This window comes from Nocardia asteroides (assembly GCA_019930625.1).
Lineage (GTDB): Bacteria > Actinomycetota > Actinomycetes > Mycobacteriales > Mycobacteriaceae > Nocardia > Nocardia sputi.
Map to the genome: position 1 here is coordinate 5,439,632 of CP082844.1, position 16,981 is coordinate 5,456,612.

Annotated in this window: 1 protein-coding gene; it reads left to right on the forward strand. The window is 68.7% G+C overall.

Features of this window, described 5'->3' with window-relative positions; all coding sequences use genetic code 11:
• The first annotated feature begins 200 nt into the window (after positions 1 to 200).
• Positions 201 to 16,979, forward strand: a complete 16,779-nt coding sequence (locus K8O92_24950; protein ID UAK31075.1) for an SDR family NAD(P)-dependent oxidoreductase — start codon at positions 201 to 203, stop codon at positions 16,977 to 16,979.
• Positions 16,980 to 16,981 lie beyond the last annotated feature (2 nt).

The window sequence follows — 16,981 nt, forward strand, 5'->3', positions numbered from 1 at the left end:
GCCGATGCGGGCTTCTTCTTCCGAGCCGGTCCCAGGGCCACGGCCCTGGCGTGTGCGGTATCGGGCTGCTCGCCTGCGCCTCGACCGGCCACTTCGTCACCGATACCTGACCGAACGACGCGGTAGTTCTCACCAACCCGCGCCGCGCTGTTCGCGCGCCGGGTTTCTTTGTCGACCCTGCGATACCCGGGATGTGAAACGTGGACTCAAGCGCTGGTGACTCGTCCGACCGCATGTTGGAGTACTTGAAGAAGGTCACCGTCGAGCTCATGACGACTCGCGACGACCTGACCCGGTTGCGGGAGAAGATCGACGAGCCGATCGCGATCGTCGGGATGAGCTGCCGTTATCCGGGCGGTGTCGGGTCGCCGGAGCAGTTGTGGGATCTGGTCGCGGCGGAGGTGGACGCCGTCGGCGAGTTCCCGCCGGACCGGGGCTGGGACCTCGAGGGGCTGTTCGACCCGGACCCGGACCGGTTCGGAAAGGTGTACACGCGAGAGGGCGGCTTCCTGCGTAATGCCGGTGATTTCGATGCGGGTTTCTTCGGCATCGGACCTCGGGAAGCGGCGGCGACGGACCCGCAACAGCGGCTGCTGCTGGAGGCTTCCTGGGAGGCCTTGGAGAACGCCGGTATCGCCCCGACCTCCCTGCATGGCACCGATACCGGCGTGTTCGCCGGTGTGATGTACGAGGACTACGAGCACACCGCCAGGGCAGCCGGACCGACCGCGGAGGGCTATGCGGGTATCGGTTCGACGGGCAGCGTGGTGTCCGGCCGGGTGGCCTACACGCTGGGGCTGGAAGGCCCCGCCGTGTCGGTGGACACAGCATGCTCGTCGTCGCTGGTGGCCATCCACCTGGCCTGCCAGGCGTTGCGTCGTGGTGAGACGTCGCTCGTGCTGGCCGGCGGTGTCACGGTGATGTCGACGCCGTTCCTGTTCATCGAGTTCTCCCGGCAGCGGGGGTTGTCGCGAGACGGTCGCTGTAAGGCGTTCGCGGCCTCGGCCGACGGGGTGGGCTGGGCCGAGGGCGTGGGTGTGCTGGTGCTGGAGCGTTTGTCGGATGCCCGGCGGTCGGGTCACGAGGTGCTGGCGGTGATCCGGGGTTCGGCGCTGAATCAGGATGGGGCGAGCAATGGTTTGACCGCTCCCAATGGTCCGTCGCAGGAACGTGTGATCGCGGCGGCACTGGCGGCCGCGGGGTTGGCCGCGGCGGATGTGGACGTTGTGGAGGCGCACGGGACGGGGACGTCACTGGGTGATCCGATCGAGGCGCAGGCGCTCATCGCCGCTTACGGACAGCAGCGGGACGAACCTTTGCGGATCGGTTCCCTGAAATCGAATATCGGCCATTCGCAGGCAGCGGCCGGTGTGGGCGGTGTGATCAAGATGGTGCAGGCGCTGCGGCACGGGATGTTGCCGAAGACGCTGCATGTGGACGCTCCGTCGCCGCATGTGGATTGGTCGGCGGGTTCGGTGCGGTTGTTGACCGAGGCGGAGCCCTGGCCCGCGGGGGAGCGGGTGCGTCGGGCGGGTGTGTCGTCGTTCGGGATCAGTGGGACGAACGCGCACGTCATCGTGGAGGAAGCACCTGGCCCAGCGGTCTCCGACGACGGCACGGCGGACAGCGACGGCGGCCCAGCCTGCGCCGCAAACGTCGTTCCGTTACTGGTGTCGGCGAAAACCGACGAGGCGCTTCGTGCCCAGGCGCAGCGATTGCACGGGTGGCTGCTCGAGCATCCGGAGGCCGACTCGTGGAGCGTGGCGGCCGCGCTGATAGAGACGAGGGCGCACTGGAACCGGCGCGCCGTCGTCGTCGGCCGCGATCGGGAGCACTTGCTGGCCGGGTTGGCGGACCTGGCGACCGGTGCCTCCGGCGGCGTGCTCGAAGGTGTGGCGGGACCGGGGAAGACGGCGTTCATGTTCACCGGTCAGGGTGCGCAGCGTGTCGGTATGGGGGCGGAGTTGTACGCAGCGTTCCCGGTGTTCGCGGCGGCGTTCGACGAATTGTGTGCCGAGTTCGATCGCGCGCTGGGGTCCGGGATTTCGTTGAAGGACGTTGTTCTGGGGGCGGCGGGCGAGGATCTGTTACACCGCACCGAGTACACCCAGCTTGCGCTGTTCGCCTACGAAGCGGCGTTGTTCCGGCTCATGGAGTCGTTCGGAGTCGTCCCGGATGTGCTGATCGGCCATTCGATCGGTGAGTTGGTCGCGGCGTATGTCGCGGGTGTGTGGTCGACGGCTGACGCGTGTGCGTTGGTGGCGGCGCGGGGGCGGCTGATGGGGGCGCTGCCCGAAGGCGGCGCCATGCTCGCCGCGGCGGTGACCGAACAGCGAGCCGTCGAGATCACGGCTGACTTAGGGGACCGGTTGTCGGTGGCGGCCGTGAACGGGCCGTTGTCGGTGGTGTTCTCCGGCGACGAGGGCGCCGTCGGGCAGGTCGAGCGCCAGCTGTCCGACGAAGGGGTCAAGACCTCGCGGCTGCGCGTCAGCCATGCGTTCCATTCCGCGCGGATGGATCCGATGCTGGCCGAATTCCGCGCCATCGCGCAGCGATTGACGTACCGGAAGGCCACGGTCGCTGTGGTGTCCAATGTCTCTGGCGTGTTCGCGGAAGACACGCTAATCGATCCGGACTACTGGGTCGAGCAACTGCGCGGTTGCGTACGGTTCGCGGCGGGGGTGGACGCTCTGGTGGCCGCCGGGGTCCGCCGCTTCGTCGAGGTCGGCCCCGACGCGGTGCTGGCGGCGACGGCGCGGCGATGCCTGGCCGGACACCCCGAGGCCGAGGCCGAATCGATCGTGGCCGCAGCGTCCCGTCGTTCGGCCGACGAGGTGACGCAATACGTCACTATGCTCGCGCAAGCCCACATCGCCGGTGTCGAGGTCGACTGGCGCCCGCTGTTCGCGGGCCGGACACCGGCCCGCGTGTCGTTGCCTACGTACGCGTTCCAACGCCAGCGGTACTGGTTGGAACCACTCGGGATCGAGGCGTCGCTCAACTCATCGGACCATCCGATGCTCACCGGCGCCGTGCCGTTGGCGGGGCGGGACGAATGGCTGTTCACCGGCCGACTGTCGTTGCGGACGCACCCGTGGCTGGCCGACCACGTCGCCTTCGGGTCGGTGCTGCTACCGGGCACCGCCTTCGTGGAAATGGCGCTGACCGCTGGTGCCCGGCTCGGCACCGAGTTCGTCGACGAACTGTTGCTGGCAGCGCCGCTGCCGCTCACCGACGACGCCGCGATCGATATCCAGTTGACCGCCGGACCCGCCGACGAGGCGGGTGCGCGCCGGTTTGTTATCCATTCACGCGCGGTCGGGAACGGAGATGCGGATGCGGGGGAGTGGGTGCCGCATGCCAACGGAGTCCTCGCCCCCGTAGCGGAGCGTGTGCCTGCGTGGGTCGAATCGGCATGGCCGATCTCGGCGGAGGGTGCGCAATGGCCGCCGACGGAGGCCGAACCGGTGCCGGTCGACAGCCTGTACGACCAGTTGGCGCACCTGGGGTTCGATTACGGTCCGATGTTCCAGGGCGTGACGTCGGCTTGGCGCGACGGCGACGACGTGTTCGCCGAAGTGGCGGTCCCGACCGGATCCGGCGAGCCCGCACCGGCTTTCGGGATCCATCCCGCCCTGCTGGACGCCTCATTCCATGCCGCGATCACCGAGCTCGCGCAGGAAATGCCCGCAGGCAGGCTGCCGCTGCCGTTCTCGTTCGCCGGGGTGCGGCTGTACCGCGGCGGGGCGACCGCCGTCCGAGTGCGTCTGGAACGGTCCGGAGCCGGACGAATCCGGGTGGCCGCCCTCGACGACACCGGTGCGCCCGTGCTGAGCATCGAAGCGCTCACCGCGCGCCCCGTGGATGCCAAGGCGCTCGACCGTGGAACCCGTCGCCGTGCATCCCTGTCGGATCTCGAATGGGTGCAGGTGCCCGCGGTCGCGGGCGGGATGGCCGCGACGGTCGCGCTGCTCGGTGACGCGCGTGTCGCGGAAACCGCTCGCCGAGTTGCGGAACCGGCCGATCTTCTCGGCGACCACACGCCGCCCGAGATCGCCGTCTGGTCGCCGGGCGGGGACGGTCGGGTCGTCGGCGATACGCCTTCACGGACACATCTCTGGGTGCGGTCGGCGCTGGAGTTGTTGCAGGCGTGGCAAGCCGAGGAACGCCTGCGCGATACCCGGCTGGTGATCCTGACCAGAGACTCCCTCGAGTTGCCGGGTGAAACTTCGGACGTGGCGGGTGCCGCGGTGGGCGGGCTGGTCCGCAGTGCCCAGGCCGAATATCCGGGCCGGTTCGTGCTGCTCGACGCTGCCACGGGGCAGGATCCGACAATCGAGGCCATCACAGCGGCGGCGCGCTCGGACGAGCCGCGGCTGGCCTGGCGCGGCGGTGCGCTGCGGGTCCCGCGGCTGCGCAGACAGCACGCGGCGGTGACGGTCGAGGCCGAGGTGTTCGGAGCAGGCGCGGTTCTGCTCACCGGTGGCACAAGCGGTCTGGGGGCCGAGGTCGCCCGCCACGTCGTCGCGGCGCACGGTGTGCGACGCCTGGTGCTGGTGTCACGCCGGGGTGACCGCGCAGACGGGGTGGCCGCGCTGGTCAGCGAACTCACTGATGCGGGCGCGCAGGTGCGGGTGGCGGCCTGCGATGTCAGCGACCGTGCCGCGCTGGAGGCGCTGCTCGCCGAACTGCCCGGCGACTTCGCGCCGAGTGCGGTGATCCATTCCGCGGGCGTTCTGGACGACGCCACCATCGAGAACATGTCCGCCGACCGGCTCGACCGGGTGCTGGCGTCGAAGGCGGACGCCGCATGGCATCTACACGAGCTGACCTGTGATCGGGAACTCTCCGCCTTCGTCCTGTTCTCGTCCGTCGCCGGTGTGGTTGGCGCGCCCGGCCAAGGCAACTACGCCGCGGCGAACGCGTTTCTGGACGCGCTTGCGTCCGAGCGCCGGGCGTCGGGCCTGCCCGCGGTATCGATCGCGTGGGGATCGTGGAACCAGAGCAGCGGCATGACCAGCGGCCTGGAGGACGCTGCGCTGGCACGGATGGGCCGGCTGGGCGTGCGGCCGCTGGAGACGGCCGATGGTTTGGAGTTGTTCGATCGCGCGGTTGCCGCGCCGGTGCCCGTCGTCGTCGCGACCGAGTTCGACACCGAGGCCCTGGCAGTCCAAGCGCGCGAAGGCGCCCTGCCGCGAATACTGCACTCGATCGTCCCGGTGCCGGTGCGGCGGGCCGCCGACACGGGCGCGACGTTGGCGCGCCGGCTGGCCGCGGCCCCGGCGCCGGAGCGCGCGGCAATTGTGCTGGACGTCGTACGCGAGCAGGTCGCAGGCGTGCTCGGGCACATCTCCGGCGATGCCATCGACCCCACCGCGCCGTTCAGCGAGATCGGGTTCGACTCTCTGGCGGGGGTCGAGTTCCGCAACCGGCTGGCCGCGGCCACCGGCCTACAACTGCCGTCGACGCTGGTCTTCGATCACCCGACCGCCGCGGCGGTGGCGGCATTCGTGCACTCGCGGGTGGGCGAGGCGACGGAGACCGAGGCGGGGCGGCCCGCGCGGATGGCGCGCCGGATCCGGACCGATGAGCCGATCGCGATCGTCGGGATGAGCTGCCGGTATCCGGGCGGTATCGCCTCGCCGGATGGCCTGTGGGAGCTGGTGGCTTCCGGCGCGGACGCGATCGGCGAGTTCCCCGCCGATCGCGGCTGGGATCTCGAGCGGCTGTTCGATCCCGACCCCGACCACCCGGGAACCTCCTATCTGGACCGAGGTGGGTTCCTCTCCGGCATGGCGGATTTCGACGCGGGCTTCTTCGGGATCGGTCCGCGCGAGGCGGCCGCGATGGATCCACAGCAACGGTTGCTGCTGGAGGTTTCGTGGGAAGCCCTGGAGCACGCCGGTATCGATCCGTCGTCACTGCGGGGCAGTGACACCGGCGTGTTCACCGGGGTCTCGTATCAGGACTATGAGGAGATCGCCAAGGCCGCGGGTCCGGTGACCGAAGGCTATATCGGTACCGGGTCGACGAGTAGCGTGCTGTCCGGTCGCGTGGCCTACACATTCGGATTCGAGGGCCCAGCCGTCACGGTCGACACCGCCTGCTCCTCCTCGCTGGTGGCTATCCATCTGGCTTGTCAGGCGCTGCGCCAAGGGGAGAGTTCGCTGGTGCTGGCCAGTGGCGCCCAGGTGATGTCGACACCGTTCATGTTCGTCGAGTTCTCGCGGCAGCGTGGGCTTTCGCGGGACGGACGGTGCAAAGCCTTCTCGGCTTCCGCCGATGGTGTCGGCTGGGCCGAAGGCGTGGGTGTGCTGGTGCTGGAGCGGCTGTCGGACGCGCGCCGGCTGGGTCACGACGTGCTCGCGGTCATCCGGGGTTCGGCGGTGAATCAAGACGGGGCGTCGAACGGTCTCACCGCCCCGAACGGTCCGTCGCAGGAACGGGTGATCGCGGCGGCGCTGGCCGGCGCCGGGCTGGCTCCCGAGGACGTGGACGCGGTGGAGGCCCACGGCACGGGCACACCGCTGGGTGACCCGATCGAAGCGCAGGCGCTGATGGCCGCCTACGGGCAGGGCCGTACCGAGCCGCTGTGGGTGGGGTCGTTGAAGTCGAATATCGGGCATGCCCAGGCCGCCGCCGGCATCGGTGGCGTGATCAAGATGGTGCAGGCGTTGCGGCACGAGATGCTGCCGAAGACGTTGCATGTGGACGCTCCATCGCCGCACGTGGACTGGTCGGCGGGGGCAGTGCGGTTGCTGACCGAACAGCGGCCCTGGTCGGGCTCGGTCGAGCGAGTGCGCCGGGCCGGTGTGTCCGCGTTCGGGATCAGTGGCACGAATGCCCATGTCATCGTGGAGGAAGCGCCTTCGGCCCCGCAGAGCGCGTCGGCGCGGAAATCGGTCGGCACGCCGCCCGCCGCGCCGGGGATTCCACTGCTGATTTCGGCGAAAACCGAGACGGGGCTGCGAGCACAGGCGGCTCGATTGCACGAGTGGATCGAGGCCCGGCCCGACGCCGACCCAGTGGACGTGGCCCATTCGCTACTGACGACGCGGGCCCGATTCGATCGGCGCGCGGTGGTGGTCGCGGGTGACCGCGAGGCGATGCTGGCCGGGCTGGCGGATCTGGCGATCGGTGCGGCGTCGCCGGGAGCGGCCGAGGGCCGCCCCGTCGGCGGGAGGATCGCGTTCTTGTTCACCGGGCAGGGGGCGCAGCGGGTCGGTATGGGCGCCGGGCTGTACGCGGCGTTCCCGGTCTTCGCGTCGGCGTTCGACGAACTGTGCGCCGAGTTCGACGGCCTGCTGGAATTCCCGGCGCCCGGAATATCGCTGAAGGACATCGTCTTCGGTGCCGCGGGCGTGGATCTCCTGCACCGCACGGAGTACACCCAGCCCGCGTTGTTCGCCTACGAGGCGGCGATGGTGCGGCTGATCGAGTCCTTCGGGATCACCCCGGATGTGCTCATCGGGCACTCGATCGGGGAACTGGTCGCCGCGTATGTGGCGGGGATGTGGTCGGCCGCCCACGCGTGCGCTGTGGTGGCCGCGCGCGGCAGGCTGATGGGCGCGTTGCCGGCCAGGGGCGCCATGCTGGCCGCCGCGATCTCCGAGGAGCGGGCCGCCGCCGCCATCGCCGGACATCGCGGCCGACTGTCTATCGCGGCGGTGAACGGGCCCGCGGCGATCGTGATCTCCGGTACCGAAGCGGCCGTCGCCGAGCTGGAAACAGCGCTGGCCGGGGAGGGGATCAAGACGTCGCGGCTGCGGGTCAGCCACGCGTTCCACTCGGCATTGATGGAACCGATGCTGCCGGAATTCGAGGCGATGGCCGCCGGCCTGGAGTACGGGAGCCCGCTGTTGCCGGTGGTGTCGAACGTGTTCGGTGTCGTCGGAGGCGAGGCGCTCGCCGACTCCCTGTACTGGGCCGGTCACGTCCGCGACACCGTCCGCTACGCGCCGGGGGTCGACACGCTGGTGGACCTGGGTGTCCGAAAGTTCTTCGAGGTCGGCCCCGATGCGGTGCTGACAGCGATGACCCGGCAGTGCCTGCCCGAAGAGGTCGGGTCCCGGTCCGTCGTGGCGGCGGCGAGCCGGCGCGGTGTCGATGAGGTGACGCACTTCCTGGCGTTCCTCGCGCACGCACACAACGCGGGGATAGACGTGGACTGGGCGCCGTTGTTCGCGGGCCGGGATCCGATGCGGGTCTCGTTGCCAACCTATGCCTTTCAGCGTCAACGTTTTTGGCTGGATGCCGTAGGCGCGGGAGATGTCCGGGCCTCGGGCCTGGACGTCGTGGAGCATCCGCTGTTGAGTGCGGCCGTCTGGCTGCCGGACTCCGCGGGGGTCGTGCTGACGGGCCGGTTGTCGTTGTCGAGTCAGCCGTGGGTTGCCGATCACGTGATCGGCGGGACGGTGCTGCTGCCCGGCACGGCGTTCGTCGAGTTGGCGCTGCACGTCGGGGCGATGACCGATAGTCCGCGACTGGCCGATCTGGTGGTGACTGCGCCACTGGCCGTGCCGCCGGACGGCGCGGTCGAGCTGCGGGTGATGGCGACCGGGCACGATGATGCGGGCGCACGGGTTGTGTCGGTGTATTCGCGCCCGCAACGTGACAGCGGGCCGGGGCATGCGGAGTGGGTTCGCCATGCGACGGGAACTCTTGTCGCGCAATCACCGTCGTCCGAGATCGGACAGGCGGTGATGACGGAGAGTTGGCCACCGGTCGGAGCCCTGCCGGTGGATATCGGCGATATCTACACGGATCTGGCCGCACGCGGCTACGCGCACGGGCCGTGGTTCCAAGGATTGACCGCGCTGTGGCGGCGTGGCGACGAGGTGTTCGCGGAGGCGAATCTACCGGAGCTGGAGCACTCGTCGGACCGGTTCGGGATACACCCGGCGTTGTTGGATGCGGCACTGCATGCGGTAGCCGTATCCGGATTGATCGAGCCGCCCGGTGCGGGCGAGATCCGTGTGCCCTATTCGTGGGAGAACGTGGATATGCACGCCGTCGGAGCCAGGTCGGTGCGGGTCCGGTTGGCCGCGGCCGAGTCGAGCTCTCCCGGAGACGACAATCAGCGGATCACGGCGACGCTCACCGACTCCGGCGGGGTGCCGGTCTGTCACGTCTCGGCATTGACCATGCGTCCGATCCCGATCGGGACGCTGGGCGCTTCCGGTGCTGCCGTCGCGGGCCGCGAGATCTACCAACTCCGCTGGGTCTCGTTGCCCGTGCCGAAGCGCGGTGATTTCGGCACGGGCGATCGAACAGCGGATGAGCAATGGGTGAGCACCGACGAGTGCGAGACAGTGACGGTCGGCGATAGGTCGCTTGCCGTCATTCGACTCGAGGGCATTCCTGCGGATGCGGACGTGCCGGGTTCGGTTCACGACCGGCTTGTCGATGCGGCGGCGCGGGTGACCGAACTCCTGGCACGGCACGAATCGGTCGTCGTGGTGACCAGGCATGCGGTCGCTGTCAACGCCGGTGAACCGGTGGATCTTGCCGGCGCGGCAGTGTGGGGTCTGCTGCGGAGCGGCCAGAACGAGAACCCTGGCCGGATCACGATCGTCGACGTCGACCGCTGGGACGACTACCGCGACGGCGTCGTCGCGGCTTTGGGCATCACGGACGAATCTCAGGTGGCACTGCGCGGTGGCGTGCCGTATGCGCCGCGGTTGAGCCGTCGCGGTCGAGACACCGGCAAAAACGAACCCACCATCGCGTCGTGGGTCCGGTCCGATGGCACGGTGTTGATCACCGGCGGCACCGGCGGGCTTGGGGCGGTGGCGGCTCGGCATCTTGTCGTCGAGCACGGCGTGCGGAGGCTGCTGCTGGCAGGTAGGCGCGGCCTGACCGCGCCAGGTATCGCCGATCTCGCGGCCGAACTGACCGCGCTCGGCGCACAGGTGGACGTAGTCGTCTGCGACGTGGCCGACCGGGTGGCGCTCGACGGGCTGCTGGCGGCGATCCCGGCGGAGTATCCGCTGACCGGCGTTGTCCACGCAGCGGGCGTACTGGCCGACGGTCTGCTCGCCGACCTGACCCCGCGGCAGTTGGCGACAGTGTTGCGGCCCAAGGTCGACGCGGCATGGAATCTGCACGAGGCCACGAAGGATCTCGATCTGTCGATGTTCGTGCTCTACTCCTCGATCGCGGGCACGATCGGGAGCCCGGGCCAGGCCAACTACGCGGCGGCGAACACATTCCTCGACGCCCTGGCCCAGCATCGGCACCGCATCGGTCTGCCCGCGACCTCCGTTGCGTGGGGGCCCTGGCGCGGTACCAGCGGTATGACGAGCACCCTCACGGAGGCGGACTTCGCGCGAATTCGACGGGAAGGTCTGATCCCCCTCGACGACTCCTACGGGATGTCGCTGCTCGAAACCGCCGTGTCCGCCGGTCTCTCGACGATTGTGGGCGTGCGTTTCGACACGGCGGCACTCACCGTACAGGCGGCCTCCGGAGCACTGCCCAGAACGCTCAGCTCCCTGGTCACCGTGCCGCAACGGTCCGCAAGCGTGACGTCGTTGGCGCAGCGGCTGGCTGTCACACCCGACTCCGACCGCGCGGACGTCGTGCTCGGCGTTGTTCGGAATCACGTCGCCGCCAGCCTCGGACACGAGTCGGGGGACATGATCAGTGCGGAGATTCCGTTCACGGAACTGGGTTTCGACTCGTTGGCCGGTGTCGAGTTCCGTAATCGGCTCGCGAAGGCCACGGGATTGCAACTGCCGTCCACCCTGGTCTTCGACTATCCAACTGCCAAGGCCGTGGCGACGTTCATTGTCTCCAAGCTCGGGGACTCGCCCGGCGCCGAACGACGCACGACGAAGATCGTGCGCCGAGTACGGACCGACGAGCCGATCGCCATCGTCGGGATGAGCTGTCGTTATCCCGGCGGCGTCGGATCCGCGGACCAGCTGTGGGATTTGGTGGCGTCCGGCAGGGATGCGATCACACCATTCCCCTCGGATCGGGGCTGGGACCTCGAGCGGCTGTTCCACCCGGACCCGGACAAGCCCGGAACCACGTACGTCCGGGAAGGCGGATTCTTGACCGACGCGGGCGCTTTCGACGCCGGTTTCTTCGGCATCAGCCCCCGCGAGGCGAGGGCAATGGATCCGCAGCAGCGGCTGATGCTGGAGGCCGCGTGGGAGGCCTTGGAAGACGCGGGTATCGATCCGGTATCGCTGCGCGGCGGCGATACCGGTGTGTTCGTCGGTGCGACTCCGTCCGGGTATGTCGAGCGGGTGGTCGGCGAACACGAAGGTTTTCGGATGACCGGCAATTCGGACAGCGTGATCTCCGGCCGTGTCGCCTACGTGTTCGGCTTGCAGGGACCGGCGATGACGGTGGACACCGCATGCTCGTCCTCACTGGTGGCGCTGCATCTGGCGGCCCAGGCGCTACGCCAGGGCGAGACGTCGCTTGCGCTGGCAGCCGGTGTCTCGATCTCGGGTAGCCCGGAGCTGTACGTGGACTTTGCGCGCCAGAGGGGTTTGTCGCCCGATGGGCGGTGCAAAGCGTTCGCGGCCTCGGCGGACGGTGTGGGGTGGGCCGAGGGTGTGGGTGTGCTGGTGTTGGAGCGGTTGTCGGATGCGCGGCGGTTGAATCACGATGTGCTGGCTGTTGTTCGAGGTTCGGCGGTGAATCAGGACGGTGCCAGCAACGGTTTGACCGCGCCGAACGGTCCGTCGCAGGAGCGCGTGATCGCGGCGGCACTGGCGGCGGCTGGGCTGGATCCGACTGATGTGGACGCGGTGGAGGCGCACGGCACAGGCACGCCGCTGGGTGATCCGATCGAGGCGCAGGCATTGATCTCCGCGTACGGGCAAGGGCGTGCGGAGCCACTGAGGATCGGGTCGTTGAAGTCGAACATCGGGCACACGGTCGCGGCTTCGGGTGTCGGGGGCGTGATCAAGGTCGTGCAGGCGTTGCGGCATGAGATGTTGCCGAAGACGTTGCATGTGGATGCGCTCTCGCCACATGTGGATTGGTCGGCGGGGTCGGTGCGGGTGCTGACCGCGGCGGAACCCTGGCCTGCGGGGAAGCGGGTGCGCCGGGCCGGGGTGTCGTCGTTCGGGATCAGTGGCACCAATGCGCACGTGATCTTGGAGGAAGCGCCGACGCTCGCGCGGCAGGAAGAGTCGTCGCCAGAGGCCCCCGCGCCCGCGTCCGCGGCTGATGATCCGGTGGCCTGGCTGGTGTCGGCGAAATCCGAGGCAGCCTTGCGGGCCCAGGCGGCTCGGTTGCGGACATGGCTGATCGAGCGTACTGATGCTGATGCGCGCGCCGTCGCGCGTTCGTTGGTCGGCACACGTGCGCAGTTGGACTGGCGTGGCGCGGTGGTCGGCCGCGATCGGGAGCAGTTGCTGGCTGGGTTGGCGGATCTGGCGTCAGGGTCGGTGTCGTCGTCGGTGGTGTCCGGTGTGCCGGTCAAAGGTCGAACAGCGTTTCTGTTCACGGGTCAGGGTGCACAGCGGATGGGGATGGGGGCGGGACTCTATCGGGCATTTCCGGTTTTCGCGGCGGCATTGGATGAGGTGTGTGCGGAGTTCGATCCGCTGTTGGGCAGGTCGCTGCGGGAAGTGATGTTCGCTGATCCGGTGGGGGTGTTGGATCGGACGGAGTTCACGCAGCCGGCGTTGTTCGCGTTCGAGGTGGCGTTGTTCCGGTTGGTGGAGTCGTTCGGGATCGCTCCGGATGTGTTGGTTGGGCATTCGATCGGTGAGCTGGTGGCGGCGTATGTGGCGGGGGTGTGGTCACTTGCGGATGCGTGTGTGTTGGTGGCGGCGCGGGGTCGGTTGATGGGGGCGTTGCCGGAGGGCGGCGCAATGCTCGCAGCAGCCGTAACCGAGCAGCGCGCCGTCGAGATCGCGGCGGCATACGGGGATCGGTTGTCGGTGGCGGCCGTGAACGGTCTGTCCTCGGTGGTGTTGTCCGGTGACGCGGACGCCGTAGCGGAGGCACAGCGGCGGTTGTCCGACGAGGGAGTCAAGACGTCGCGGTTGCGGACGAGCCATGCGTTTCATTCCGCGCGCATGGACCCGATGCTGGCCGAGTTCAGCGCGGTCGCCGGCAAGATGACCTACCGGGAGCCGCTGCTGCCGATCGTGTCGAATACGACCGGCGCCGTGGGCGACGCGTACACCGATTCCGCGTACTGGGTCGGACAGGTTCGTGCCGCGGTGCGGTTCGCACCCGCAATCCGGTCGCTCGCCGACCTGGGTGTTCGCCGAATCCTCGAAGTAGGACCCGATGCTGTGCTGACGGCCATGACCCACCAATGCCTGAGCGACGACGGCGATGACACGGCCGGATGGCTGGTGTCACCGGCGGGTCGGCGCGGGTTCGACGAGGCGGCCTGGTTCGTGACGTTTCTGGCTCAGCTTCACATGGCCGGGATGGACGTGGACTGGGGGTCGTTCTTCGCGGGCAGCTCTGTTGCTCGAGTTCCGTTGCCGTCCTACGCCTTCCAGCGTCAGCGTTATTGGCTGGACACGCCCCGTTCGATTGCGGTGGGCAATGTCGAGCATCCGATCCTGATCGATGCGGTGCCGGTGGCAGGCAAGGACGAGTGGCTGTTCACCGGAAAGCTGTCGGACGCCCGTCATCGGTGGATCGCCGATCATGTCGTGTTCGGGACCGTGGTGGTGCCAGCGACGACATATCTGGAGTTGGCATCGGTGATTGGTGCGCGGCTGGGTGTGGAAATCGTCGAGGAACTGCTGCTGGACATTCCGCTGGGCATCGGGGACCGCGCTGTCGATCTGCAGGTCGGCGTCGGGGGGGCCGAACCGGATGGGCGACGACGCTTCACGATCTATTCCAGGGCCGAGCGAATCGAGGGTGCCGACGCGTGGGTACCGCACGCTCGTGGTGTGCTGGCTCCCCTCTCGACAGCGGGCACCGCGTCGAAATGGGATGAGCCGGTATGGCCGCCCGCGGGTGCGGAGGAACTCGATGTGCAGGCTCTGTATCGACGGATCGCCAGTTTGGGAATGGAATACGGTCCGGCGTTCCGTGGTGTGCGCACGGTGTGGCGGCGAGGGGAGGAGATGTTCGCCGAGGTGTCGTTGGACGAGGCGACGGCTGGGCAGGCGACAGGGTTCGGGATCCATCCGGCGTTGTTCGACGCGTGCCTGCATCCTGGGGTCGACTTCATCATGGAGGACGTCCCCGCGGGCCGGGTTCCGTTGCCGGTGTCCTTCAGCGGTGTGCGGTTGTCGCGGACAGGTTCTCGGCCGGTCCGACTTCGCGCCGCGCTGCTCGGCAGCCATCGGATTCGGATGGATGTGGTAGATGAGTTCGGCGAACTGGTGGTGAGCGCGGACTCCGTGGTGGTGCATCCCGTCGAGCGGCGCACAGTGGACCGCATTCGTCCGGGTGGTGATTCGTCGTCGCTGTATGGCATCGAGTGGGTGCCGGTGACCCCAGGGCCTGCCGGGCCGGTGGAATCGATGGCGGTGCTCGGCGCCGGGAGCGTGACGGGGATCGATCATCGGTTCGCCGGCGTGCGCGAACTGGCGGCTGCCGATGACCGTGCTGGATCAGTCGTCTGGGTGATCGACGGCGACGAATCGGGCGTCGGGAATCTCGCACAGGCAAGTCGGCGGATCGTGCAAGAGACCCTGGAGCTGCTGCGGTCGTGGCTGTCGGAATCGCGGCTCGCCGAGACACGGCTGATCGTGGTGACGCGGAACGCGTCAGGCCTGTCAGGGGAGTCGCCCGATCTGGTCTCCGCGGCGGCGGCGGGGTTGCTGCGCAGCGCGCAAGCGGAGCACCCTGGCCGAATCGTGCTCCTCGATCACGACAGCGAGATCGACGCCGGGATGGTGTCGGCGGTCATGGCCACCAGAGAGCCCCAAGTGGCGGTACGAAATGGTCGCTTGCTGGCGCCGCGGTTGCGCCGGCGGTCAGCACTCAGCGATACGAGCGGTCGCGCCTCGACACAGCCGGTTCCGGCCGGCATGTCGTTCGGGGCGGGGACGGTGATGGTGACCGGGGGCACCGGCGGGTTGGGTGCGCTCGTGGCGCGGCATTTGGTGACAGAACACGGAGTGCGCCGGATGTTGCTGGTATCGCGGCGGGGCCGCGACGCCGAGGGCGTAGCAGAGTTGGTCGCGGAGCTGTCGGCGCTTGACGCCGTGATCGACGTGGCGGCGTGCGATGTGGCGGATCGGGATGGCCTCGAGGCGGTACTGGCGGAAATCCCGTCGGAATTCCCGTTGTCCGGAATCGTCCATGCGGCGGGCGTAGTGGATGACGGCACCGTCGAGACCTTGACCGCTGGGCAAGTGGATCGGGTGTTCCGTCCGAAAGCGGACGGGGCGTGGTTGTTGCACGAATTGACCGGCGATTCAGATCTCTCCGCGTTCGTAGTGTTCACGTCGGTCGCCGGGGTGACCGGTTCGCCGGGACAAGGCAATTACGCTGCGGCGAATGCGTTCGCCGACGCACTGGTTGAACTCCGGCGGGCGGCGGGCATGCCGGGTGTGTCGGTGGCCTGGGGCCCGTGGAACGCGAGCAGCGGGATGACCGGAGACCTGGGTGCGGCCGGATTGATGCGATTGCGGCGGTTGGGCGTTCGCCCGCTCGGCAAGGCGACCGGGCTGTCGATGTTCGACGCGGCAATGGTCGCGGACTCAGCCCTGGTGGTCGGTGCCGAATTCGATGCGGCGGGATTGGCGGAGCAAGCGGAGATGGGTGTGCTGCCTACGGTGCTCAGTTCGCTGGTGTCGGTGCCGGAGCCCGCGCGTGGGGACAGCGGGTCGCTGGTGAGGCGGCTGGCGTCGGCGTCGGTCGGCGAGCGCGATGAGGTCGCGCTGGCGGTGGTGCGTGAGCAGGCAGCCGCGGTATTGGGGCACGCCTCCGCCGAGGCGATCGATCCAGGGGCTCCGTTCACCGAGTTGGGTTTCGATTCGCTGGCGGGAGTCGAGTTCCGAAACCGGCTCGCCAAGTCCACCGGTTTGTCGCTGCCTTCCGCCGTTGTCTTCGATCACCCCACCGCTCGGGCACTGGCCGACTATCTTTCCGCCCGGATAGCCGAAACCATGCACACCACGGTGGGCACACACACCGTGCCGCGTATGGATTCCGGGATCCGGGGTGGGCTCACCGATCTGGTTCTGGCAGCGCACCGGCGCGGTCGAGTCGGCGCCGCGATACCGCTGCTACTGGAGAGCGCCAAGCTCGCCGACACGTTCGCGACCGCCGATGAGGTGCTCGTGCGGCCGACTCTCATCCCATTGAGCAGGGGCACATCCCGGCCCACGCTGATCTGCGTGCCGTCGTTCGTGGTCGGTACCGGACCGCATCAGTTCGGTCGGCTGGCGCGCGAGCTCGGTGCCGACCGCACGATTGCCGCGCTGCGCCTTCCCGGGACCCAGCCTGGGGAACCGCTGCCCGGCTCATGGGATGCGTTGCTGGACTGTCTGGCGATGGCCGTGGCAGAGGTCGGCGACCGGCAGCCGATCGTTCTCGTCGGCTATTCGGCGGGCGGTGTGATCGCGCAGGCGCTGGCACATCGCCTCGAGCGGAGCGGGCGCGGGCCTGCGGGGGTGATCTTGCTCGACTCCTATTCGCCCGACGATGCTGAGCACAACCATCGGGTCCTCGCGAGTGCGGTCGGCTCCGTGCTCGACCTGGACCACGAGGTCACCGAGATCGGTGATCATGGCTTGGTCGCCATGGCGAAGTACGCGCAGATATTCGACGAACGGCAACCCGTGTCGATCACCGCGCCGACGTTCGATCTGCGGGCATCGACACCGCTGCCCGGGCTGGATGATATCGCCGAACTGGTGCCCGCGTGGCTGCACGCCGGCAAGACGGTCGAAATCGAGGCGGACCATTTCTCGATCATCGGAGCGGCGTCGTCCGCGGCGGCGGACGAGATACGGCACTGGCTCGCCGAACTCGGCGACGCCGAGTCGAGCACGATCGTGACGCCTGGCATCGAAGAAGCGAGATAGAG